20 protein-coding genes and 1 pseudogene are annotated in these 23,203 nt (G+C 72.2%); 9 read left to right on the top strand and 12 right to left on the bottom strand.

All coding sequences use genetic code 11. The annotated features are described in order from the left end of the window. Positions 1 to 27: 27 nt before the first annotated feature. From DRB96_RS31520 to DRB96_RS31530, 4 genes are all read right to left on the bottom strand, one after another. Entirely contained in the window at positions 28 to 1,479 is a 1,452-nt protein-coding gene (locus tag DRB96_RS31520; RefSeq protein ID WP_162688843.1) for a serine/threonine-protein kinase, read from the bottom strand. After that, entirely contained in the window at positions 1,476 to 2,222 is a 747-nt protein-coding gene (locus DRB96_RS43295) for an FHA domain-containing protein (RefSeq protein ID WP_162688842.1), read from the bottom strand. Before DRB96_RS43295 ends, DRB96_RS31520 begins: the two co-directional genes overlap by 4 nt. A 75-nt stretch (positions 2,223 to 2,297) precedes the next feature. Then, on the bottom strand, positions 2,298 to 3,179 hold the full coding sequence (locus DRB96_RS31525; protein WP_112451525.1) for a peptidoglycan DD-metalloendopeptidase family protein: 882 nt from the start codon (positions 3,177 to 3,179) through the stop codon (positions 2,298 to 2,300). A gap of 113 nt (positions 3,180 to 3,292) precedes the next feature. After that, complete coding sequence (locus tag DRB96_RS31530) at positions 3,293 to 3,925, bottom strand: TetR family transcriptional regulator (RefSeq protein ID WP_112451526.1); 633 nt, start codon at positions 3,923 to 3,925, stop codon at positions 3,293 to 3,295. 122 nt (positions 3,926 to 4,047) lie between these two features. On the opposite strand from DRB96_RS31530, the gene DRB96_RS31535 reads away from it, so the two are divergent. Then, on the top strand, positions 4,048 to 4,896 hold the full coding sequence (locus DRB96_RS31535) for a class I SAM-dependent methyltransferase (protein WP_112451527.1): 849 nt from the start codon (positions 4,048 to 4,050) through the stop codon (positions 4,894 to 4,896). Positions 4,897 to 4,996: 100 nt separating this feature from the next. Here DRB96_RS31535 and DRB96_RS31540 read toward each other — a convergent pair whose 3' ends face one another. The 3 genes from DRB96_RS31540 to DRB96_RS31550 all read right to left on the bottom strand — a co-directional run bounded on the left by DRB96_RS31540 (position 4,997) and on the right by DRB96_RS31550 (position 8,239). Beyond that, entirely contained in the window at positions 4,997 to 5,809 is an 813-nt protein-coding gene (locus tag DRB96_RS31540) for a glyoxalase (RefSeq protein WP_204357860.1), read from the bottom strand. Between the two features lie 102 nt (positions 5,810 to 5,911). Continuing rightward, the gene (locus tag DRB96_RS31545; RefSeq protein ID WP_112451528.1) at positions 5,912 to 7,456 is read right to left on the bottom strand and encodes an aldehyde dehydrogenase family protein; all 1,545 of its coding nucleotides are present in this window, start codon (positions 7,454 to 7,456) and stop codon (positions 5,912 to 5,914) included. Between the two features lie 198 nt (positions 7,457 to 7,654). Further along, positions 7,655 to 8,239: an AMP-binding protein gene (locus DRB96_RS31550; protein WP_112453928.1), complete on the bottom strand. Its 585-nt coding sequence runs from the start codon at positions 8,237 to 8,239 to the stop codon at positions 7,655 to 7,657. On the opposite strand from DRB96_RS31550, the pseudogene DRB96_RS31555 reads away from it, so the two are divergent. Both DRB96_RS31555 and DRB96_RS31560 read left to right on the top strand, forming a co-directional pair. Further along, positions 8,159 to 8,776: pseudogene (locus tag DRB96_RS31555) on the top strand (IucA/IucC family C-terminal-domain containing protein); the annotation flags it as partial. The gene DRB96_RS31550 and the pseudogene DRB96_RS31555 overlap by 81 nt on opposite strands. Before the next feature lie 52 nt (positions 8,777 to 8,828). Further along, a complete protein-coding gene (locus DRB96_RS31560) occupies positions 8,829 to 10,799 on the top strand; it encodes an ATP-dependent DNA helicase (RefSeq protein WP_112451529.1) in 1,971 nt (656 codons plus the stop codon). A 150-nt stretch (positions 10,800 to 10,949) separates the two neighbouring features. Here the strand turns inward: DRB96_RS31560 and lexA are convergent, their stop codons facing one another. Continuing rightward, complete coding sequence (gene lexA, locus DRB96_RS31565; protein WP_112451530.1) at positions 10,950 to 11,741, bottom strand: transcriptional repressor LexA; 792 nt, start codon at positions 11,739 to 11,741, stop codon at positions 10,950 to 10,952. Positions 11,742 to 12,219: 478 nt separating this feature from the next. Between lexA and nrdR the strand changes: the two genes are divergently transcribed. Both nrdR and DRB96_RS31575 read left to right on the top strand, forming a co-directional pair. Further along, positions 12,220 to 12,732, top strand: coding sequence for a transcriptional regulator NrdR (nrdR, locus tag DRB96_RS31570; protein WP_112451531.1), 513 nt, complete (start codon positions 12,220 to 12,222; stop codon positions 12,730 to 12,732). Positions 12,733 to 12,873: 141 nt separating this feature from the next. Then, positions 12,874 to 15,777, top strand: coding sequence for a vitamin B12-dependent ribonucleotide reductase (locus tag DRB96_RS31575; protein WP_112451532.1), 2,904 nt, complete (start codon positions 12,874 to 12,876; stop codon positions 15,775 to 15,777). Between the two features lie 147 nt (positions 15,778 to 15,924). Here DRB96_RS31575 and DRB96_RS31580 read toward each other — a convergent pair whose 3' ends face one another. Beyond that, positions 15,925 to 16,884 (bottom strand): DUF1152 domain-containing protein, encoded by a 960-nt coding sequence (locus DRB96_RS31580; RefSeq protein ID WP_112453930.1) that lies wholly within the window; start codon positions 16,882 to 16,884, stop codon positions 15,925 to 15,927. A gap of 70 nt (positions 16,885 to 16,954) precedes the next feature. Between DRB96_RS31580 and DRB96_RS31585 the strand changes: the two genes are divergently transcribed. The 4 genes from DRB96_RS31585 (at position 16,955) to DRB96_RS31600 (ending at position 20,101) form a co-directional block, all read left to right on the top strand. After that, positions 16,955 to 17,779, top strand: coding sequence for an arylamine N-acetyltransferase (locus DRB96_RS31585; protein ID WP_112451533.1), 825 nt, complete (start codon positions 16,955 to 16,957; stop codon positions 17,777 to 17,779). 32 nt (positions 17,780 to 17,811) lie between these two features. Continuing rightward, on the top strand, positions 17,812 to 18,417 hold the full coding sequence (locus DRB96_RS31590; RefSeq protein ID WP_112451534.1) for a YdbC family protein: 606 nt from the start codon (positions 17,812 to 17,814) through the stop codon (positions 18,415 to 18,417). A 101-nt stretch (positions 18,418 to 18,518) separates the two neighbouring features. Next, a complete protein-coding gene (locus DRB96_RS31595; protein ID WP_112451535.1) occupies positions 18,519 to 19,178 on the top strand; it encodes a histidine phosphatase family protein in 660 nt (219 codons plus the stop codon). Positions 19,179 to 19,189: 11 nt separating this feature from the next. Continuing rightward, entirely contained in the window at positions 19,190 to 20,101 is a 912-nt protein-coding gene (locus tag DRB96_RS31600) for an ADP-ribosylglycohydrolase family protein (protein ID WP_112451536.1), read from the top strand. 438 nt (positions 20,102 to 20,539) lie between these two features. Here DRB96_RS31600 and thpR read toward each other — a convergent pair whose 3' ends face one another. The 3 genes from thpR to DRB96_RS31615 form a co-directional block, all read right to left on the bottom strand. Beyond that, a complete protein-coding gene (thpR, locus tag DRB96_RS31605; RefSeq protein ID WP_112451537.1) occupies positions 20,540 to 21,130 on the bottom strand; it encodes an RNA 2',3'-cyclic phosphodiesterase in 591 nt (196 codons plus the stop codon). Positions 21,131 to 21,200: 70 nt separating this feature from the next. Further along, complete coding sequence (locus tag DRB96_RS31610) at positions 21,201 to 21,701, bottom strand: isochorismatase family protein (RefSeq protein ID WP_112451538.1); 501 nt, start codon at positions 21,699 to 21,701, stop codon at positions 21,201 to 21,203. Positions 21,702 to 21,727: 26 nt separating this feature from the next. Further along, positions 21,728 to 23,077: a M48 family metallopeptidase gene (locus DRB96_RS31615; RefSeq protein WP_239516529.1), complete on the bottom strand. Its 1,350-nt coding sequence runs from the start codon at positions 23,075 to 23,077 to the stop codon at positions 21,728 to 21,730. Positions 23,078 to 23,203 lie beyond the last annotated feature (126 nt).

Consider the following 23,203-nt stretch of genomic DNA (forward strand, 5'->3'; position numbering starts at 1 on the left):
CGAGGGTGCGAGGTGCTGCCAGGGCGGTCAGCAGCTCGGGACCCAGGCGTGGGAGCGCGGGCTCTCCCCTCCGCCGAGGTTCGTCCTGGTGCGCACCTTCACGCAGCCCAGCAACTGCCGCTCGCCGGCCTGCCCGTAGTAGCGGACGTCGACCTTGGCCGCTCCCTCGGCGAGGTCGAAGCCGTTGTTGTAGACCGAGCGCGGAGCGCCGCTCGCCGCCCACGGGCAAGGGGCCGGCGCATCGGTCCAGTCGGTGTCGCCGTCGACCCAGGAGCACATCTCGCCCCGGCCGTCCTCCCGCGCGAAGAAGCAGACGGCGCCGCGCCGGCACCTGTCGTAGCCCGTCGTCCCGTCGCCCGCGAGGGGCAGCAGTCCCGAGCCCCAGACGACCCCGAGGCCCGCGAGTGCGCCGGCCGCGGCCGCGGCGGCGATCAGGGCGCGGCGCCGTCGTCGCGGGAGCGGGCTCCGCGGACCCCGGCCTTGAGCGTCCGGGCCCTGCGGAACCGGGTCCTGCGGAACCGGGCCCTGCGGGACCGGGTCGCGCGGGGCCGGTGGCGCGTACGTCCCTTCGGCGCGGGCCGTCGCCGCCGCCCGCGCCCGGCACAGCAGTGACGCCGCGGTGTGCCGGACCCGGTCCTCGTGCCTCCGGGCCAGGCAGTCGTGGACGATGTCCCGCCAGGGTGCGGGCAGTTCGGGCGAGAGGCGCAGCTCCTCCTCGCCCCTGGCGTAGCGCAGCGCGGCGTCCCGGCGGGCCGCCGGCGTACCGCCGGGCAGCGGCAGCGTGCCGGTGAGGACGACGTGGGCCAGGACGCCGAAGGCCCAGATGTCGGCCGTCGGACGGATCTTCGTCCCGCGTTCGCCGACCTCCGACCAGAGCAGGTCCGGCGGGGTGTAGTCGGGTGTCGCGAAGGCCGCCGCGTACGCGTGGGTGCCCTCCAGCTCCGCCGCCATGTTGAAGTCGCCGAGCCGCGCCGAGCCGTCGGGCATCAGGAGCACGTTCCCGGGCTTGAGGTCTCCGTGCACCCAGCCCGCCCGGTGCAGTTGGTCGAGTCCCTCGCAGACCTGGGCGAGGAGCACGGGCCCCGCGGGCGGCACGCCGCCGGCGAGCAGGGTGTCGAGGGACCCCGCGGCCTCCTCCAGGACCAGGACGGTGGCGCCGTCGAGTTCGGGGCGGTCCGGATCGTCGACCGTGAGCACCTCGTACATCCGGATCAGGCGGGGCGTCCGCACCCGGCGCAGCACCTCGGTCTCGCGCGCGGCGAGCTCTCCCAGGTGGCGCAGCTGGCGCGGGGTCGAGGTGCCCGTCGGTAGGACCTTGAGCGCTGCCCGGCCGGGCAGTCCCGGTTCGGGTACGGCGCGCAGGGCCGCGTACACGCTGCCGAAGGCGCCGGATCCCAGGAGGCGGCCGGCGACCCAGGGGCCGACCCGGTAGCCCCGCGGGACCGCGAGGGCGCCCGGTCGGCCCGCCCGCCCGGTCAACGCCCGCCACCGGTCGCGGGGGTCGGCAGGGCCGCCAGATCGTCCTCGCCGACGAGGTCGAAGCGCAGGGCCAGCGAGACGAGGGTCTCCTTCTTGCCGACCAGTCGCGGTCCCGGATCCGCCGTGTCCGGGCCCGGCTTGAGGCGGAGCTTGACCGCGAGGTAGTCGATGTTCCACTGGACGGCGGCGCGGTTCGCGGCCGTCCAGTGCGGCTTCAGCCGTTCGACGACCTGCTCGACGGTGGGCAGCGGCGCGTGCGGTTCGCCGCGCAGCCGGGACTCGCAGAGCGCGGTGAGGACCAGGAAGTACCGGCTGGAGCGGTCGAGCGGGAAGGCGAGTACGGTCGGGTCCCCGCCGGGGTCGCCGGGCTCGTTCCGGTCGGCGTAGTCGTGGCGCGGTGCCCAGACGTCCAGGGTGAGGAGCTCGGATCCGGCCGGCAGGACGATCCGGGCGAACTCGAACGGGACGGGTGCGGCGAGCCGCCCGGGTGCGATCTTGATGTGTTCGCCGGCGCCCTCGGGGTTCTCCACCACGTAGGTCGACGAGCGGCTGAGGTTGCTGAGCGACCAGTGCGTGCCGCTGGCGGCGATCTCCCCCGCCGAGCGCGAGATGCCGGCGTGCGGTAGGCGCAGGCAGCCGTCGCCCTCGCCGCCGCGGCCGAACCGGAGGGTCTGCCCCGGTGCCAGGCGGATCTGTGCGGCCGGGGACATGGTGGGCCCCGGAACCACGATGATGCTGTACACGCTGTTTCCTTCCCCCAGAGTGCCGGGGGAAGGTTAGCCAGCGGAATCAATCAGTCCTGTAACGGCGGCCCGTGCTCAGCACTCGCCGCGCCACCGGAAGCTCTGGATCGTCCGGCCTCCGGCGGGCAGGTTCCCGCGTCCCTCCTGCGGGCCGAAGTGCAGGCAGGCGCCGCCGCCCTCCCGGAAGGCGACCTGTACGTGGTCGTAACCCGGGTCGGCCGTACCGTTGTTGAAGAAGGACTTGCGCAGCCCGCAGGTGCTGTTCGGTTCGTTCCCGGCGGAGCGGCAGACGGTGCCGGTCCCGTCGGTGCCCGAGTAGAAGCAGACGTATCCGGACGGGCAGTCCTGCCAAGCGGGCGGCGTACCGGTGCAGTTGCGGCTGGTGACGCTCATCCAGTCCTTCGAGGCACCGGTGTATTCGACGCCGTCGAAGTGGACGGGCACCCGGTGGCTCTCGTCGGTGAAGTCGCCGCCGGTGGCCAAGTACCGCTGCTCGTAGTGCAGGTGGGCCCAGCCCGAGGCCCCCGAGGTGCCGATCCGGCCGATCCGGGTGGACGGCTGGACGGCGTCGCCCTTCTTGACGTAGGCCGCCGGGTCGTCCTTCAGGTGGTAGTACGCCGTGAACCAGCCGTTGCCGTGGCTGATCTGAATGGTGTTGCCCGAGCCGTTGTTCCAGTAGGTGGCGGACACCGTGCCGGCGGCGGACGCCAGGACGGGCAGGCCGTCGGATCCGGTGTTGCCCTCCACCACGATGTCCAGCGCGGGGTTGTGGGCCCAGGTGTGCATCTCCCATGTCGTGCCGCACGGGAAGGGCAGTTGGAACGGCGGCTTCGCCGCGGTCGCGGCGGCCCCGCCCCCGGCCGCCGTACCGGCGGCCGCGACGGGCGCTCCCGCCAGTACGAGCCCCGCCACGCACATCAGCACCACGGCCCGCAGTCTGCGCACATACCGCAGCATGTCTTCCCCTCCCCGTTCACACGGACCCCGCCCGGCCGGACGACGCCCAGCGCCATGGTCGGGGGCGGGAGCCGATCGCGAAACCTCGCACGCACGAGGGTGCGGGCTCCGACTCAGGCCGTCTCCTTCGGATCGTGCCGGGCCCCTCCCAGCAGGACGGCCGTCAGGCGGCGGATCGTCTCGCCGGCGGGCTGCGCGGTCTCCGCGTGCTGCGCGGGTCCGGGGCCTCCCGTCAGCAGCAGGTGGTGGACGGTGCCGATGAGTGCGAGGGAGAGGGTGGCGGCGTCGGCGTCCGGTGCGATCCGGCCCCCCAGCCGCTCCGCCTCCAGGTAGGCGGTGACCGATTCCTGCATGGCGGCGAACCCCGGCGAGCCGGACTCCAGCGCCCGCCGGGTGTGGAGCGAGGCTCCGGGGCGGGTCATGGCCAGGCCGGCGATCGCGGGGTCCAGGGAGTTCAGCAGGGCGAGCGCCACCTCGGCGAGGTTCCCCTCGACGGTGCCGCGCCCCGCCTTGGAGGCCAGCTCTTCGGCGAAGCGCGCGCTGCGCGCGAACCGGTCCAGGACCAGCTCCGCGACGAACTCGTCGATGCCGGAGAAGTGGGTGTGCAGCACCCCCTTGGCGCACTCGGCCTCGGCCGTGACCGCCCGGCTGGTCAGGGCGGCCGCGCCGTCGCGGGCGACGACCCGTTCCGCGGCCGCGAACAGCCGTTCGCGCAGGTCGGGAATAGCCACTCCACGCGGTGACATAAGACCTCTCTCCGAAATTCCGATGCCGATTGCCGGTGACCGGTGACCGGTGACCGATTGCCAGTATGGGCGCATGCCCATACTCTTTGGGCACTTGCCCATTCTAAGTGCGGAGGAACCCGGTGGAACACATGGCCAACACCGAACAGGCGCGGGCGTGGAACGGATACGAGGGCACGCAGTGGGCCCTGAACCAGGACCGCTGGGACGCCGTCAACGACGGCTTCAACGGACCCCTGCTCGACGCCGCCGCCATCGGCACGCACGAGCACGTACTGGACGTCGGCTGCGGAGCCGGCCGCACGACGCGCCTGGCCGGCCGCCGGGCCGCCGAAGGGCGGGCCACCGGCCTGGACCTGTCCGCCCCCCTGCTGGAGCGCGCCCGCGGGAGCGCCCGCGACGAGGGGCCGGCCAACGTGTCCTTCACCCAGGGCGACGCCCAGAGCCATCCGTTCGCACCGGGCGGCTTCGACGTGGCGATCAGCCGGTACGGCGTGATGTTCTTCGCCGACCCGGTGGCCGCCTTCGCCAACATCGCGGGCGCGCTGCGCCCGGGCGGACGCCTGGTCTTCGTCTGTCCGGCGGAAGCCGACGGCAACGAGTGGCTCCAGGCCCTCGCCGCGCTGCGCGGCATCCTGCCCGTCGGCGAGTTCGGCGCCCCGGGGTCCCCCGGGATGTTCTCGCTCGCCGATCCCGAGCGCACCCTGCGGGTCCTGTCCGCCGCCGGTTTCGAGGCGGCCCGGGCGGTACGCGTCCACGCGGACGGGGTGTGGGGACGCGACGCCGAGGACGCGGCCGGGTTCCTGCTGGGCTCCGGCCCCGGCCGGCACCTGCTCGACCAGGTCGGGCCCGAGGAGCAGCGGCTGGCCCGCCGGACCCTCACCGACGCGCTGCGCCCGCACGAGAGGAACGGCTCCGTCCTGCTGCGCAGTTCCTCGTGGCTGGTCACCGCCGGCCGGCCGGCGCGCTGAGGCCCGGGGCCCGGGGCCCGGGGCCCGTCGCCCGGGGCCCGTCGCCGAAGCGGCGCGCCCCGGCCCCGGGATCCGGGGTGCCCGTCGGTCGGGGCCCCGGTCAGTCGGAGTCCGGCGCGGGAGGCGTGCCCGGCCCGACCTCATCGTCCGGGGCCGCGGACCGGGCCGCGGACGGGGGCTCGGACCGCCACCGTTCCAGGGCCGCCACCTGCCCCAGCTCGCCCTCCACCCGGCTGCGCTCGGCGTCCGTGAGCTCGATGGCCCGCAGCTCAGCCGCCCACTCCTCGATCCGCTCCACCTCGTCCAGGGCGGTGGCCAGTTCCATCAGCGTGGCCAGGGCCAGCGCCCGCTCCACCCCGGCGGCGTCCGCCCCGTGGCGGCGAAGGCCCGAGGTGACCGCGCGGAACGCGGCCCGGTCGTCGCCCTTGAACTCGCGCAGGACGCGTGCGTTGTCCAGCGCCTTGGCCAGCCCCGTCAGCTTCTTCGAACCGCCGTACTCCAGTTCCTCCGGCTCGTCGCGCTGGATGAAGATGACCGAGTTGCCGGACGGGTCGACCAGCGTGAAGCGGGACGCCCCGGGCCGGTGGCGCGTGATGCGCGGCCGCCCGGACGACAGCACCTTGCCGTAGGCCCGGCGCATGGCCTCGGTGAAGGCCGCGTGGTAGGGCGCCACCGCGTCCACCAGGACGAGGCAGCCGCCGACGTCCTCGTTCGCCGGGTCCGCGCCCGAGGCCGGCTTGGTGAAGTGCAGCGCGAACCCGCTCCACTCCACCACCAGGTACACGTAGGGCCTGGTCTGTTCGTAGGTGACTTCGAACCCGAGGGCCCGGTAGAACGCCAGGGTCTCTTCCGGGGACGCGCACGCCAGCATGGGCACCGTCGTCTCGTTCGCCCGCACCACGGCCTCGCTCAAGGACTTCCCGCCTTCCGTCAGCAGCGGACCCTGCCCGCGCCCGCCGCACGATCCTGGCACGCGGGACGGCGGCAGCGGGGCGGCAGCAGCAGCCGGAAACCGCTACGGCATCAGTTGGTACTGCGGGAAGTTGCCCGGCAGGCGTTCGCTCTCGGGGCCGTCGGTCACGGCGTGGACGAGGAGTTCCCCGCCGACGAAGGCGCCGCGCCAGGACGCGCCGAAGCCGCCGAACAGCTCTTCCCGGTCGCCCCGCGAACGCGGCTTGCCGTGCCCGATCTTGAAGGCGCGGATCTGCGGTGCGAGCCGGTCGAAGGTGGTCGGATCGTCCGTGGAGAGCGTGGCGACCAGGGCTCCGTTGGAGGCGTTCATCGCGGCCAGGAGCTCGGCCTCGGTGTCGACGAGGACGATGCTGTCGACGGGGCCGAAGGGCTCCGCGTGGTAGAGCGGCGAGGAGGCCGGCGGGCTGAGGAGCGCGAGCGGGGCCACGTACGCCGAGGTGTCCTGGCCGGGCAGGAAGCGGCCGGGGTCCAGGGACCCGCGGTAGAGCGGCACGGCGCCCCGCTCGACGGCCTCGGCAGCGTGGTCGGTGAGCTCCTTCGCCTTGGCCGCGTTGATGAGGGGGCCGAAGTCCAGCTCGGGCAGCGGGTCGTCCGGGTGGGCGACCGCGAGCGGATGCCCCGTACGGACGGACGCGACGGCCGGCAGGTACGCGCCGAGGAAGGCGTCGAAGGCGGTGCGCTGGACAACGAAGCGGGGGTAGGCGGTGCAGCGCTGCTTCCCGTAGTCGAAGAGCTTGGGGATGACCGCTCCCAGGGCCGCCCAGTCCGTGTGCTCCCAGATGCCCCACGTGTTGAGTCCCTCTTGTTCGAGGATGTGGCGCTTGCCCAGGTCGGTGACGGCGGTCGCGATGCGGGCACCGGCGTCCCGGCCGCCGACGAAGGAGACGCAGCCGATCTCGGGCGAGCGGACCAGGGCCTCGGAGAGCTCGCCGCCGCTGCCGCTGATCAAGGTCACCGGGATGCCCTCGCGGTGGATCAGCGCGCAGGCCAGGGTGAGGCAGGCGAGACCGCCGTCGGTGGGGGTCTTGGCGATGACGGCGTTGCCCGCGAGTGCCTGCACGAGCATCGCGTGCACCAGCACCGACATGGGGTAGTTCCAGCTGGCGATGTTGGAGACGGGACCCCCGAGCGGTGTCCGGCCCGCCAGCATCGCCTCGATGTGCTCCGCGTACCAGCGCACGCCCTCGATGGCCCGGTCCACATCGGCCCGGGCCAGGCGCCAGGGCTTGCCGATCTCCCAGACGAGGAACAGGGAGAGCAGCTCGCGGTGTTCGGTCAGGGTGTCCAGGGCCGCGCTGACGCGCGCGCGGCGTTCGGGGAGCGGTACGTGGCGCCAGGCGCGGTGCTGGTCGAGGCTCGCCCGCACGGCCCGGGTGGCCACGGAGGAGTCCAGGCGCGGCGGGCCCGCGACGGAGCTGCCGTCGACGGGGCTGGTTGCGGGCAGCGCGCGGCCGTCGGAATGCCAGGAGCCGCCCCAGAGGTTCAGGACGCGGTCCTCCTGGAAGGCCTCGGGGGCCACGGCCAGGGCGCGCTGCCAGGCATCGAGCCAGGCCGTGCCGGGCTTGAGGGCGAGGGCGGGGTGTGCCATCTGCGGTTCTCCGCTCGGTCGGTGGGCGGAACACGGGGTGGACCGCGTACGGCCGCACGTGCGGGGTGACGCCGTGCGGGGTGACGCCGTGCGGGCCCGGGCGGACTCGTGGTCCGACGGTACGTACTGTCGGACCGCACGAACGGTTTCCCCGCTCGACGGCGGGTCGACGGACTGCCCCCCGTCGGATCCTCGTGCTCAGCCGACCCCGGGGGCGTCCGCGACGCGGCCGGTCACCAGCAGGTCGCCGTCCGGGGTGCGGCGCGCGAGGCGGCCCGTGCGGAAGTAGCCGTCGGCGGTGAAGGCGCGGGCGTCGCGGGCGGGCGCCCGGTAGTAGCCGCGCGGGGTGTGCGGACCGCGGACGAGGAGTTCGCCGGGCTCCCCCTCGGGCAGGTCCTTGCCGTCGGCGTCGACGATGCGCACCTCCTCGTCGACCGAGAGCGGGCGGCCCTGCGTGCCCAGGACGGTCCCGGCCGGATCGTCGGGCCGGGTGAGGATGAGCGGCCCCTCGGCCATGGCGAAGACCCGCTGCAGGCCCGAACCCAGTGCGGGGCCCACCCGTTCGGCGGTCGCCCGGCTCAAGGACGCACCGCCGATCTGCACGAGCCGCAGACTGCCCAGGTCGGGCCCGGGTCCGGACGCGGACCCGGGCCCACCCTCGCCCGCCGCCCCCGACCTCCGCCTGCCCCAGCAGTCGATCCGCACACCGACCCCCGCGGCCGCTCCCTCACCGCCGAGCTCGTCGCCCGCTCGGGCCTCGCCCCCGCCGTCTGGCTCCGGCACCTCTTCGCCGCCCTCCTCCCGCCGCTGCTGCGCTTCCTCTACCGCTACGGGACCGTCTTCTCCCCGCACGGGGAGAACGCCGTCGTGATCTTCGACGAGCAGGACGTCCCGGTCCGGCTCGCGGTCAAGGACTTCGTGGACGACGTCAACCTCTGCGCCGAGCCGCTGCCCGAGCCGGCCGCCATGCCCAACGAGGTCCGCGCGGTGCTGCTCACCGAGCCCGCGGACTTCCTGCCGCAGTTCATCCACTCCGGGCTGTTCGTCGGCGTCTTCCGCTACCTCTCCGTCCTCTGCGAGGACCGCCTCGGCGTCCCGGAGGACACCTTCCGGTCCCTCGTACGGGCGGAGATCCTGCGCCACCACGCCCGCTTCCCGGAGCTCAAGGAGCGCTACGCGCTCTTCGACCTCCTCGGCGAACGCATCGGCCGGCTCTGCCTCAACAGGAACCGCCTCTACGAGGACGGCTACCGCGACCGCCCCGACCGCCCGCACGCCGTGCAGCACGGAACCGTGCCGAACCCCTTGTACCGGCGTTGATCCCCCGTCCGTGCGGCCGCTGTCGGTGGCGCCCCGTAGGGTTGGCACTGCTATGACGAAGCCCTCCCTCCCCGACCTGCTGCACGCCGCCGTCTCCGCCGTCGGCGGCACGGAGCGCCCCGGCCAGGTGGCCATGGCCGAAGCCGTCGCCGAAGCGATCGACGGCAACTCCCACCGCCTCATCCAGGCCGGTACCGGTACCGGCAAGTCCCTCGGCTACCTGGTGCCGGCCCTCGCGCACGGCGAGCGCGTGGTCGTCGCCACGGCGACGCTGGCCCTTCAGCGCCAGCTCGTCGAGCGCGACCTGCCCCGGACGGTGGAGGCGCTGCATCCGCAGCTCCACCGCCGCCCGCAGTTCGCCATGCTCAAGGGCCGCTCCAACTACCTGTGCCTGCACCGCCTGCACGAGGGCGCCCCGCAGGACGAGGAGGAGGGCCTCTTCGACCAGTTCGAGGCGGCCGCCCCCACCAGCAAGCTGGGCCAGGACCTGCTGCGCCTGCGCGACTGGGCGGACGAGACCGAGACCGGCGACCGCGACGACCTGACCCCGGGCGTCTCCGACAAGGCCTGGTCGCAGATCTCCGTGTCCTCCCGCGAGTGCCTGGGCGCGACGAAGTGCGCGTACGGAGCCGAGTGCTTCGCGGAGGCCGCCCGTGAGCGGGCCAAGCTCGCGGACGTCGTCGTCACCAACCACGCGCTCCTCGCCATCGACGCGATCGAGGGCGCGCCCGTGCTCCCGCAGCACGAGGTGCTGATCGTCGACGAGGCCCACGAGCTGGTCTCCCGGGTGACCGGAGTCGCCACCGGCGAGCTCACCCCCGGCCAGGTCAACCGCGCCGTGAAGCGGTCGGCGAAGCTGGTCGACGAGAAGACCGCCGACTCCCTGCAGACGGCCTCCGAGACCTTCGAGCGCGTCATGGAGCTGGCGCTCCCCGGCCGCTTGGAGGAGATCCCGGAGGACCTCGGCTATGCGCTGATGGCCCTGCGGGACGCCTCGCGCAGTGTGATCTCGGCGATCGGCACCACCCGCGACAAGTCCGTCCACGACGAGGACGCCGTGCGCAAGCAGGCCCTCGCCGCCGTGGAGAGCGTGCACGGGGTGGCGGAGCGGATCATGGCCGGCTCCGAGTACGACGTCGTCTGGTACGAGCGACACGACCGCTTCGGCGCCACCCTCCGGGTCGCTCCGCTCTCGGTCTCTGGCCTGCTGCGCGAGAAGCTGTTCGAGGACCGCTCGGTGGTCCTGACCTCGGCCACCCTCAAGCTCGGCGGCGATTTCAACGGCGTCGCGGCGTCGATGGGCCTGTCCCCGGAAGGCGTCGAAGGCGACGACGTACCTCAGTGGAAGGGCCTGGACGTCGGCTCGCCGTTCGACTACCCGAAGCAGGGCATCCTCTACGTCGCCAAGCACCTGGCCACCCCCGGCCGCGAGGGCACCCGCGGCGACATGATGGACGAGCTCGCCGAACTGATCGAGGCGGCCGGCGGCCGCACCCTCGGACTGTTCTCCTCCATGCGCGGCGCCAAGGCGGCCGCCGAGGAGCTGCGCGGCCGGCTCGACAACCCGATCCTGCTGCAGGGCGAGGAGACGCTCGGCGAGCTGATCAAGAACTTCGCGGCCGATCCGAAGACCTGCCTGTTCGGCACCCTGTCGCTCTGGCAGGGCGTGGACGTGCCCGGGCCGAGCTGCCAGCTGGTGGTCATGGACCGGATCCCGTTCCCGCGCCCCGACGACCCGCTGATGAGCGCCCGGCAGAAGTCGGTCGAGGAGCGCGGCGGCAACGGCTTCATGTCCGTCGCGGCGACGCACGCGGCGCTGCTCATGGCCCAGGGCGCCGGCCGGCTCGTTCGGGCCACCGGCGACAAGGGCGTCGTCGCGGTACTGGACCCCCGGCTGGCCACGGCCCGGTACGGGAGCTTCCTGCGGGCCACGCTGCCGGACTTCTGGTACACCACGGACCGCAACCAGGCCCGCCGCTCGCTCGCCGCGATCGACGCGGCCGCGCAAGCCGAGGGCAAGTAGACGCAGCCCAAGTGGACGCGGCCCAAGCACGCGCAAGGCAAGCACGCGCAAGGCAAGCACGCGCAAGGCAACCAGGTGCAGGGCAGAAGGCACAAAGCAGCTCCGGGACCGGCGCAGTGGGTCCCGGAGCTGGATGGGGGCGCGGGGAGGTCAGACCCGGCGCAGTACGGCGACGACCTTGCCCAGGATGGTGGCCTCGTCGCCGGGGATCGGCTGGTACGCGGCGTTGTGCGGGAGCAGCCAGACATGGCCGTCCTCGCGCTTGAACCGCTTGACCGTGGCCTCGCCGTCGAGCATGGCTGCGACGATGTCGCCGTTCTCCGCGACCGGCTGGCGACGGACCGTGACCCAGTCGCCGTCACAGATCGCGGCTTCGATCATCGAGTCGCCGACGACCTTGAGGCAGAACAGTTCGCCGTCACCGACCAGCTGGCGGGGGAGCGGGAACACGTCCTCCACCGACTCCTCGGCGAGGATCGGGCCACCGGCCGCGATCCGGCCGACCAGGGGCACGTACGAGGCGGCGGGCTTGCCCGTGGTGTCGGTGGGCTGCGAGCTGGGCTGGTCGGACCCGCGCACCTCGTAGGCCCGCGGGCGGTGCGGATCGCGGCGCAGGAAGCCCTTGCGCTCCAGGGCCATCAGCTGGTGCGCCACCGACGACGTGCTGGACAGGCCGACCGCCTGGCCGATCTCCCGCATCGACGGCGGGTAGCCGCGCCGCTGCACCGAGTCGCGAATGACCTCGATGACCCTGCGCTGCCGGTCCGTGAGTCCGGAGCTGTCGGCGCGGATGCCTGGAGGTCGCCCTGGCATCGAGCGTGCGGGGCGTACGGGCTCCGCCTCCGGGTTCAGGCTTGCGTCATTCATGGCATGCACCGGCTCGAGTCGGCTCTGGGAGCGGTTCTGGGCAGTGATGGTGGCACTGTCTGCGGTGGTGGTCACGTCGGCCCCTCTCGAAATGTTCTCCCTAGCTGGACAACGGTAGTTGCTTTCGAAAGGTTGCGCCAAACACACGTTCGAGTGAAAAAACGCAGATCACCCGGCGTGGTCATACCTGGGGGTGTATGGCTGGCCGTCGGGCCATCCGGACCGAACGCGGGTTCGGCTTCGGGGCCACGGCTTACGGTACCCTTCCGGGTCGGGTCGCCACCGTCCGGGTTCGCGCCCAGTGTGGCACCGAGAGGCCTTGTATCCGGCCATCGGACGCTGCGACACGCGGAGCGCCGTAAATCCACCACAACCCAAGATCTAGTGGTTGGATGAGCGCTGCCACCCAGAAGTTGTGGTCCTCGGTCTGCCGAGGGTCTCGGCATCGCATATGCTTGTGGCTGCTTCCCGAGCCCCCCGACAGAGCTTCGCCTCTGCCGTTCAGGGGTCTCGCGAGGTGATTCAGTCGTGCCAAGAGGAGGGTGAGGGAACCATGCACTGCCCCTTCTGCAGGCACCCCGACAGCCGTGTCGTCGACAGTCGGACCACCGACGACGGCACGTCGATCCGCCGGCGCCGCCAGTGCCCCGACTGCTCCCGTCGCTTCACGACGGTGGAGACGGCCTCGCTGATGGTGATCAAGCGCAGCGGGGTGACCGAACCCTTCAGCCGTACCAAGGTCATCTCCGGCGTGCGCAAGGCGTGCCAGGGGCGGCCGGTCACCGAGGACGCCCTCGCCAAGCTCGGCCAGCGGGTCGAGGAGGCGTTGCGCGCCACCGGTAGCGCCGAGCTGACCACCCACGACGTGGGTCTGGCCATACTCGGCCCGTTGCAGGAGCTCGACCTGGTCGCGTACCTCCGGTTCGCGTCCGTTTACAAGGCGTTCGACACACTCGAAGACTTCGAGACCGCCATCACGGAACTCCGTGTGCCGCGGTCTCACCCCGAAGAGTGCGAGCCCGGTGGGACCGTTCCGGTCCCCGTGCCCGCCTCCGCCGCCGACTGACCGGACAGCCCGCACCGCGCTGCACGCGCATCGCGGAGCGGCCGGCCGGTACGGCGAAGAGACGTAGATACAAGACACAGCACCGTGCCGCGGAATAGCGCTGGCACTTTAGGGCGTTTTGCCCGCATTGGGAGGAACGGCATGACAGAGACGGCGAGCAGCTCGGCACGAGGTTCCCGCTCCAAGGGAACCAAGACTGCCAAGAGCGGCCTGCGTATCGAGCGCATCCACACCACCCCGGGCGTGCACCCGTACGACGAGGTGACCTGGGCGCGCCGCGACGTCGTCATGACCAACTGGCGCGACGGCTCGGTCAACTTCGAGCAGCGTGGCGTCGAGTTCCCCGACTTCTGGTCGGTGAACGCGGTCAACATCGTGACCAGCAAGTACTTCCGGGGCGCGGTCGGCACCCCGCAGCGCGAGACCGGTCTGAAGCAGCTCATCGACCGGATCGTGAAGACCTACACCAAGGCCGGCGAGGACTTCGACTACTTCACGTCGCCCGCCGACGCGGAGATCTTCGAGCACGAGCTGACCTACGCGCTCCTGCACCAGATCTTCAGCTTCAACTCGCCGGTGTGGTTCAACGTCGGCACGGCCCAGCCGCAGCAGGTCTCCGCCTGCTTCATCCTCGCCGTCGACGACTCCATGGAGTCGATCCTCGACTGGTACAAGGAAGAGGGCATGATCTTCAAGGGCGGCTCCGGCGCCGGCCTGAACCTCTCCCGCATCCGGTCCTCCAAGGAGCTCCTCTCCTCCGGCGGCAACGCCTCCGGTCCGGTCTCCTTCATGCGCGGCGCCGACGCGTCCGCCGGAACGATCAAGTCGGGCGGCGCCACCCGCCGCGCGGCCAAGATGGTCGTCCTGGACGTGGACCACCCGGACGTCGAGGACTTCATCGCGACCAAGGTGAAGGAAGAGGAGAAGATCCGCGCCCTGCGCGACGCGGGCTTCGACATGGACCTGGGCGGCGACGACATCACGTCCGTCCAGTACCAGAACGCCAACAACTCCGTCCGCGTGAACGACGAGTTCATGACGGCCGTCGAGAACGGCACCGAATTCGGCCTGCGCGCCCGCATGACCGGCGAGGTCATCGAGACGGTCGACGCCAAGTCGCTCTTCCGCAAGCTCGCCGAGGCCGCTTGGGCCTGCGCCGACCCGGGCATCCAGTACGACGGTGTGATCAACAACTGGCACACCTGCCCCGAGTCCGGCCGCATCACCGCGTCCAACCCCTGCAGCGAGTACATGCACCTGGACAACACGTCCTGCAACCTCGCCTCGCTCAACCTCATGAAGTTCCTGAACGACGATGGCAAGGGCAACCAGTCCTTCGACGCCGAGCGCTTCGCCAAGGTCGTCGAGCTGGTCATCACCGCGATGGACATCTCCATCTGCTTCGCGGACTTCCCGACGCAGAAGATCGGCGAGAACACCCGCGCCTTCCGCCAGCTGGGCATCGGCTACGCCAACCTCGGCGCCCTGCTGATGGCCACCGGGCACGCGTACGACTCGGACGGCGGCCGCACCCTCGCCGCCTCGATCACCTCGCTGATGACCGGTACCGCGTACAAGCGCTCCGCCGAGCTGGCCGCGATCGTCGGCCCGTACGACGGCTACGCCCGCAACGCCGAGTCGCACAAGCGCGTCATGAAGCAGCACGCCGACGCCAACGCCGTCGCGCCGCGCACCGAGGACCTGGACAACATCATCTGGGCCGCGGCCACCGAGGCCTGGCAGGACGTGATCCACCTCGGCGAGAAGAACGGCTTCCGCAACTCGCAGGCCTCCGTCCTCGCGCCCACCGGCACCATCGGTCTCGCGATGTCCTGTGACACCACCGGTGTCGAGCCGGACCTGGCCCTGGTCAAGTTCAAGAAGCTCGTCGGCGGCGGCTCGATGCAGATCGTCAACGGCACCGTGCCGCAGGCCCTGCGCCGCATGGGCTACCAGGAAGAGCAGATCGAGGCGATCGTCGCCCACATCGCCGAGCACGGCGTGGTCGTCGACGCCCCGGGCCTGAAGCAGGAGCACTACTCGGTCTTCGACTGCGCGATGGGCGAGCGCTCCATCTCCGCGATGGGCCACGTCCGCATGATGGCCGCGATCCAGCCCTGGATCTCCGGCGCGATCTCCAAGACGGTCAACATGCCGGAGACGGCGACCGTCGAGGAGATCGAGGAGATCTACTTCGAGGCGTGGAAGCTGGGCGTCAAGGCGCTCGCGATCTACCGCGACAACTGCAAGGTCGGCCAGCCCCTCTCCGCGAAGAAGAAGGAAGAGGAGAAGGTGGAGGTCACCGCCAAGGCGGAGGACACCATCCGGACGGCCGTCGAGAAGGTCATCGAGTACCGCCCGGTCCGCAAGCGCCTTCCGAAGGGCCGCCCGGGGATCACCACGTCCTTCACGGTCGGTGGCGCCGAGGGCTACATGACCGCGAACTCCTACCCGGACGACGGTCTCGGCGAGGTCTTCCTGAAGATGTCCAAGCAGGGTTCGACCCTCGCGGGCATGATGGACGCCTTCTCGATCGCGGTCTCGGTCGGTCTGCAGTACGGCGTCCCGCTGGAGACGTACGTCGCGAAGTTCACGAACATGCGCTTCGAGCCGGCCGGTATGACGGACGACCCGGACGTGCGGATGGCGCAGTCGATCGTCGACTACATCTTCCGCCGCGTGGCGCTCGACTTCCTGCCCTTCGAGACCCGCTCGGCCCTCGGCATCCACTCCGCCGAGGAGCGTCAGCGCCACCTCGACACGGGCTCCTACGAGCCCCTCGAGGAGGAGCTCGACACCGAGTCCCTGACCCTGTCGGCCCCCGTGGCCCCGCTGGTCGCGGTCCCGGCCGCCCCGGCCCCGAAGCCGGTCGCGGTCGCCCAGGTCCCGGCCCCCAAGACGGCGCACTCCAACGCCGAACTGGTCGAGATGCAGCTCGGCGTCTCCGCCGACGCCCCGCTCTGCTTCTCCTGCGGCACGAAGATGCAGCGCGCCGGCTCCTGCTACATCTGCGAGGGCTGCGGCTCCACCAGCGGCTGCAGCTGACACCGGGCGCGGGCCCGTCGGGCGCCACGTCCGACGTAGCCCGCGCAGGCGGCTGACCAGCAGTGCACGAAGGGGACCGGCCGAAGGCCGGTCCCCTTCGCCGTGCGCCGGAGCCCCCGCGCACGTCCGTACACATCCGTACGCGGCTCAGTGCGGGAAGGTCCGGGCCGGCCGGGTGGTGATCTCGTCACGGAAGATCGCGATCTGCGAGCTCACCTGGCGCATCAGGTGGGTTTCCTCGATCCGGTCGAGGTAGAGGCAGCGGGCGGCCAGGCCGGTCAGTTCGAAGGTGAAGCAGAGCGACATCAACGGGTTCACGAAGAGCTCGCCGCCCCGGGTCCGGTCGGTGAAGCGGACGTCCCCGAAGGAGCCGCGGACGGCCGCGGCGATCGAGCCGTTCACGATGCTCGGGCGCTCCGGGGTGTGGTCCTGCGCGTGGGCCACGGCGTCGAGGTACAGCGCGCCCTCCCGGGTGGCGCGGGATATCGAGAACGCGCCGAGGTACGCGCCGTCCCGCTCCAGCGCCGCGATGTTCTCCAGTACCAGCGCGTGGTTCACCCCGTGGTACGCGTCCACGCCGAAGCCGACCGAGACGACCAGGCGCTCGGCCACGTCGTCCAGCGCGGCCAGCGCCGCCACGCTGGCCAGGTCCTCCTCGGGCGTGCCGAGGCCCGCCTCGTCGCCGCGCATCAGGATGTCGGTGCCCCCGTCGACCAGGACCACCGCGTCGATGCGGTGCAGGTCGATCAGCGTCCGGTAGGCGGCCCGCAGGGGCTGCACGCCGACCTGGGGGAAGGCGTACACCGTGGACGGGTATCCGTGGATCTTCAGCCACCGGGCCAAGGTCCGCTCCGGGAAGTACGGCTGGTGCGGCGCGGAGAGCGGGGTGACGGCGGCGAGGTCGGGGGCCACCCAGTGGTCGAGCGGGAGGCCGGCGAGCGCGCTGAAGGAGAGGTTGGCCAGGTACACCTCCTTGCCCTGGTGCAGGAGGGAGAGGGCGATGGGGAGCCCGGAGTAGATGTCGAAGCCGCCGCCGGCGCCGGCGACGAGGATCCGTTCGCACGGGGCCAAGCGGTCGAAGATAGGGGTGGTGTGCAGGGCCGTCATGCCGATCATTGTGTGGGGCGGTACCACCGGGGCGCTCCGTGTTTTTCGTGAAGCGCAGAGCGGGGAAGCCATGTGGAGCGGTGACGAGCTGGACCTGGACGCCTATCTGGCGAGGATCGGCTGGGACGGTGGGGAACTCCGGGCGGACCTGGCGACGTTGAAGGCAGTACACCGGGCCCACACCGGTGCGATCACCTTCGAGAGTCTGGACGTGCTGCTCGGCCGCCCCATCGAGCTGGAGGTCAAGGCGATCGAGGGGAAGCTCGTGCACGCCGGCCGCGGCGGCTACTGCTACGAGCAGAACACGCTGCTGGCCGCCGTCCTGGAGCGGATCGGCTTCGAGGTCTCCGGGCGCGGCGCCCGCAACCGCACCCGGGGGGATTCCCTGCTCGCGGTGACGCACGCGATGCTCGTCGTCACGGTGGACGGGGAACCCTGGCTCTGCGACGCCGGGTTCGGCTGGCAGACGCCGCGCGAGCCCGTGCCGCTGTCGCGCCCCGGCACCGAAGCGCGGCAGGGGGAGTGGGTGTTCCGCGTCCGGGAGGAGGCGGACGGAGTCCTCGTGCTCTGCGTGTCGCGCGAGGGCACCTGGCGCGACCTGTACGCCTTCTCGCCGCAGCCCTACCACCCCGTCGACTACGTGGTCCTGAACCACTACACCTCCTCGCACCCCCGCTCCGCCTTCGTCGGCCAGGTCATCGTCCAGCGCCCGGGCGACTCCGCTCGGGTGGCCCTCGTGGGCCGGGAGCTCACGCGGCTGCGGCCCGACGGGCGGGTTGAGCGGCGGGAAGTCGCCTCGGACGGGCTGCTCGCCCTGCTCGACCGGGAGTTCGGGCTTCGGCTGCCCGAGCGGGACGCGTCCGAACTCCTGCGGATGTACCGCGCCGGGGACTGACCCGGGCCCCGCCGGGACCGTACGATGGCGCAGTGCTGGTCAAGTGGATTCGCTGCACGGTGACGGACCGACGCGGGTTCGAGCGCGGGCAGCGCAAATGGGCGGGGCTGCCTGGCGAACCCGGATTCCGGGGACAGGGCGGCGGCTGGAGCCGGGGCCGGCAGGGGGTGGCGCATGTTTTCGCGTTCTGGGAGAGCCGCTCCTTCTACGACTCCTTCATGGCCCGCTCGCACGACAGGCTGGCCGCTTCCCAGAACGGCACCTACACCGACGCGCGGGTCACGCTCTTCGACCACCGCTTCGATGTGAAGACGGGCTTCGAGCCCCGCTTCACCGACGCCGACGTCGTCCGGGTCGCCCACACACGGGTGCGCGAGGGCCGGGTCGACCACTTCGCCCTCATGCAGGAGAAGGTGTGGAACCCGGCCATGGCAGGCTCGCCCGGCATGGTCCGGGGCCTCTTCGGCGAGGCTCCCGGCCGGGAGTTCCTGGTGCTGTCGATGTGGCACGCGGCGGCCGAGCACGGCAAGTACCGCCAGGAGCGCGTGGAGCGGCTCTCCCTGCGCGCCCAGATCCAGGCCGACGTGGAGGCCCTCACGGGAGACGTCGTCGACCTCGAGCCCTCCTGGACGGTCTGACCGCGGGCAGACCGGTCCGACAAGCCGACTGTATGGTCGCCGTCCGGCCGACCGGCGTGCCCCGGTCGGCGTGCCCGCTGATGGCCGAATAGGGTCGTGGGATGGTTCGACCACGGCGCATCGTCCTTGTCCGACACGGGGAATCGGAGGGGAACGCCGATGACACGGTGTACGAGCGGGAGCCCGACCACGCCCTGAGGCTGACCCGCGCCGGCCGCGAGCAGGCCGCGGAGGCCGGCGTCCGGCTCCGGGAGCTCTTCGGCGGCGAGCACGTCAGCGCGTACGTCTCCCCGTACCGCCGGACCCTGCAGACCTTCCGGGAGCTGCGGCTGGACCCGGCGCGCGTCCGGATGCGCGAGGAGCCGAGGCTGCGCGAGCAGGACTGGGGCAACTGGCAGGAGCGGGAAGACGTACGGCTGCAGAAGGCGTACCGGGACGCGTACGGCCACTTCTTCTACCGCTTCGCGCAGGGGGAGTCGGGCGCGGACGTCTACGACCGGGTCGGGGCCTTCCTGGAGAGCCTCTACCGCAGCTTCGAAGCCGAGGACCACCCGGAGAACGTCCTGCTGGTGACGCACGGTCTGACGATGAGACTGTTCTGCATGCGCTGGTTCCATTGGTCCGTGGCCGAGTTCGAAGCCCTCTCCAACCCCGGGAACGGCGAATACCGGGTCCTGCTGCTCGGACCCGACGGGCGGTACCGGATGGACCGCCCGTTTGAGCGGTGGACCACAGCCGAGCCCTACGACCTGGACGGCTAGAGTGAAGCGCGATGACCTCTGACTCCTCTTCCGAAAGGCGCTACGCACGCGCCATGGCCAGCCTTCGAGGCCTGGCCCTGGGTGACGCCCTGGGCTCCCAGTACTTCGTCCCCGTGAACTACCCGCTGCTCAAGCGGCGCGAGCTGCCCGCCGGAACCGATCCGTGGCAGTGGACGGACGACACCGAGATGGCCTGCTCGGTGGTGGCCGTACTCGCCGGGCACGGACGGGTCGACCAGGACGCGCTGGCCGCCTCCTTCGCCCACCACCACGACTTCGACCGCGGCTACGGGCCCGCCGTGAACCGGATGCTGCGCCTGATCCGCGAGGGCGCGGACTGGCGCACGCTCGCCGCCGAACTGTTCAACGGGCAGGGCTCGTGGGGCAACGGCGCGGCCATGCGGGTCGCCCCGCTGGGTGCCTGGTACGCCGACGACCCGGAGCAGGCCACCCACCAGGCGGAGATCTCCGCCTACACCACCCACCAGCACCGCGAAGCGGTGTGCGGGGCGATGGCCGTGGCCGCCGCGGCCGCTCTGGCCGCCGCTCCGGACGGGCCGCCGAAGGCCGCCGACCTGCTGGACGGGGTCATCGCGCTGGTTCCGCGCAGCGCGGTGGGTGCCGGTCTGCGCAGGGCGCGCGGCATGCTGGACTACGACGACGCGACGACCGTCGCGGCCGTCCTGGGCTGCGGGCGGCGCACCAGCGCCCACGACACCGTGCCCTTCGCCCTGTGGTCGGCGGCGCGGAGCCTGGACGATTACGAGCGGGCCTTCTGGACCACAGCCCAGGTCGGCGGCGACGTGGACACCACCTGCGCGATCGTCGGCGGGGTGCTGGGCGCGCGCGGGGACGCGGTGCTCCCGCAGGCCTGGCTGGCACGGACCGAGGCCCTGCCTGCCTGGCTGCCGGACATCTCCTGACCGGCCGGTCGCCGTCGCGGTCACCGCTGGTGTGGCCGGGGCTCGGAGCTGGGGAGATGTCCCGATCCGATTGTCACGGTCCTGACACAGAGCTCTTTTGATCCTGTTCAAAACATCCCTCCACCGGCCTACTCTGTCCGCTGCGCCGCCCCCACTGGGAAGCCGGGGGCGGCTGGACAGGGGAGGGAAGCGATGTCGGACAACACCGGCAGGAGCACCGGCGGGAACGCCGGCGAGAGTGCGGGCGGCCAGGGCGGCCAGGGCGGCCAGGGCGGCCAGGGCGACGGGGGTGCCGCTGCCGGCGCCGCCGAGAGCGCCGCACAGCAGGCCGCAGCCGCAGCCGCGCCCGCGCCCGCCGCGGGAGCGGGGCAGGGTCCGGGCCCGGGCGATGCCGCCGGGCTGTCCCGTATACACATCTCCGAGCCCCGGGGGCCGGGGTCAGGCCGGGTGCCCGCCGCCGAGGTTCCACGCCTCGATGTCGCGGTAGTGGATCGCTCCCGGACCGCGGCCGATGTTGCTGCCGACCAGGTGCAGGCGCTCCGTCGGCCACGGCCGGCCGGTGAACCCGGCCAGTCCGGCGGCGGCCTCCACGGCGGAAGAGGCATCGTTCCGGCGGGCGCGGGCCAACGTCAGATGGGGGCGCAGCGGCCGGTCCTCGAAGGGGATGCCGCACTCCTTGACCACGGCGCGCACGTCCGTGGCGAGCAGGTGCAGCCCGTCCACGTCACCGTCGATCCCGCTCCACAGCACCCGCTCGCCGAAGTGCCCGCCGCCGCGCAGGCCCAGTCGTACGGGCCCGCGCGCCGCCGCGAGCTCCGCCAGCGGAGGCTGCAGCAGCGAGGCGGCCCCGACCGGGAGTTCGCCGAGGAACGCGAGCGTGATGTGCCAGTCCTCGATGCGGTTCCACCGCATGTGCGGGTACGCCTCGTAGGCGGGGCGGAGCGCTCGCGCCAGTTCGTCCTTCGCTTCGTCGGGCGGGGCGAGGGCGACGAAGAGGCGAACGGTCGCGGGCTGGATCTGTTCGTTCACAAGAGCCTTCGTACAGTGCGCCGGACGGTCCGGTCGCCTTCGGCCGGTACGCGCGGTGCTCGCGCCCGGCTCAGACGTAGTGCGCGGTGTCGTGCACGTCGCCGAACCGCGGAAAGATCTTCTCCACGGTGAAGTCGTGCTCGTCGGCGGCGAACCCGGACATGGCGTCGGCGACGAACTCCAGCTCGTAGCCGTGATCGCTCGCGGCCCGCGCGGTGGACTCGACCCCCATCGTGGTGACCAGTCCGGCGAGCACCAGCGTGTCCACGCCGAGACCGCGCAGTCGGTCGTCCAGGCCGGTGCCGTGGAACGCGCCGACGGTGCGCTTGACGATCACGACGTCCCCGGGCTGGACCAGACCGTCGGCGAAGCCGCTGCCCGGAGGCTGCTCGCTCACGCCGGGCCGCTCCACCCGAACCGCCACCACCGGCCGGCCGGCCGCCCTGAACGCCTCGGCGAGCAGGCGACAGCGGTCCAGGACCCGCTCACCTGAGTGCGGTGCCACGGGCAGGGCGATGATGCGGGGCATCAGGTCGACGAGGATCAGTGCGGACGTCACGGAGGCGATCATAGGACAGGGCCCGGGGCCGCCCCTCCTCAGCCCGCGTGGTCGCGGATGACCTCCCGGGCCAGTACGGCCCGGGCCGGGGCCAGTTCGCCGGCCACCGCGGCCGCGCGCGCGGCGGCGTACGGGACCTGCGGTGCGAAGGGGCCGTGCACCGCGGCGCACCGGCGGCGCAGGTGGGTCGGCGGGTGCGTGGCATCGACGCTGTGCCCGCGCAGGGCCGCGACCCGCCGCAGGCGCTCGTACTCGTGCTCCGGCATGTCGGCGAAGTTCGCGGCGAGCCGCTCCCACAACCCGTCCTCGGGCCGCCCGCCGTCCGCGCGCCCGTCCCGTCCGCCCAGCCTGACCTTGGTCCGGGCACCCACTGACTCCCGCCGCAGGAAGTCCCCGACGGACCCGCACACCAAGAGCCGGTCCATCAGCGCCGCGGCCGCCTCCGTGGAGCCGGCCCGGGCCGCACTCCGGTCGGCCAGGTACTCCGCGCGCTGCGACTGGCGCAGGGTCAGGTGGTCCAGGAGCGTCAGCAGCCCGAAGACGGTCCACCGGGGCAGCCACATCAGCACGGCCATGATCCGGTCCACGAGCCCGCTGTGCGGGAGGGGCGTCAGGACGTAGTTCCACATGGCCAGGGCGCGCAGCGCGTCGTCCATGAAGGCGCCCCGGCGGGTGTCCCCGTTGGCGAAGTGGCCCAGCTCGTGACCGAGCAGGGCCACCCGCTCGTGGGGCGAGAGGATCTCCCACAGCCCGAGGCCGATGGTGAGGAGCCGCCGCGCCCTCAGGCCGTAGTTCGTGACCGAGGCGTTGGCGTCGGTGTCGACCACCACCACGTGCACGCCGGTCGTCCCGACGACATCCGCGACGTCGTCGATCAGCGCGAAGAGCTCCGGCGCGTCCGCCCGGTACAGCACGGGCCCGTCCTTCGGGAGGCGCGGGCGCCGCGGCCGCATCAGCCAAGCCAGGCCCAGCATCAGCGCGCCGATCGCCGGCAGGATCCCGGCGCCCCAGCCCAGGAGCAGCAGCAGGACCCCCGCCACCGCGAGGAACACGGTCACGCCGTTCACGAGCAGGGCGATCCCGAACGCCACGACCGTATTCGCGTCGTGCTTCACGGGTCCGAAGGCCTCGCCGGACCGGCGGGAGGCGCTGGACTGGCCTGACTCGCCGGACCGCTCCATCTCGGCCGCGAGCTGCTCCCCGTGCTTCCGGGCCATCCGCCGCCGGGCGGCGGCGATCCGGCCGCCCTCCGGATCGGGCGCACCCGGATCCACGTTCCAGTCGCAGGCCGCGCACCAGACGACGTACCGCTCGTCGACGGGCACGCCCGCCCCGCACTCCGGACATGACCGGACGGCACGTCGCACCAGGTCACCGATTGTTTCCACGATCCCGTTCCCCCCGCGCGGACCACCGTGCTCCGCGGTCCCGGAAGGATAGAGGGGGCCCGGCCGAGGACCGTGGGCGGGTGGCTCCCTGATCGGCATCCGGACAGCCGACCGCAAACCTTTCCG

Origin of the sequence: Streptomyces sp. ICC1, assembly GCF_003287935.1 — a bacterium.
In the GTDB taxonomy this organism is placed as follows: Bacteria; Actinomycetota; Actinomycetes; order Streptomycetales; family Streptomycetaceae; genus Streptomyces; species Streptomyces tritrimontium.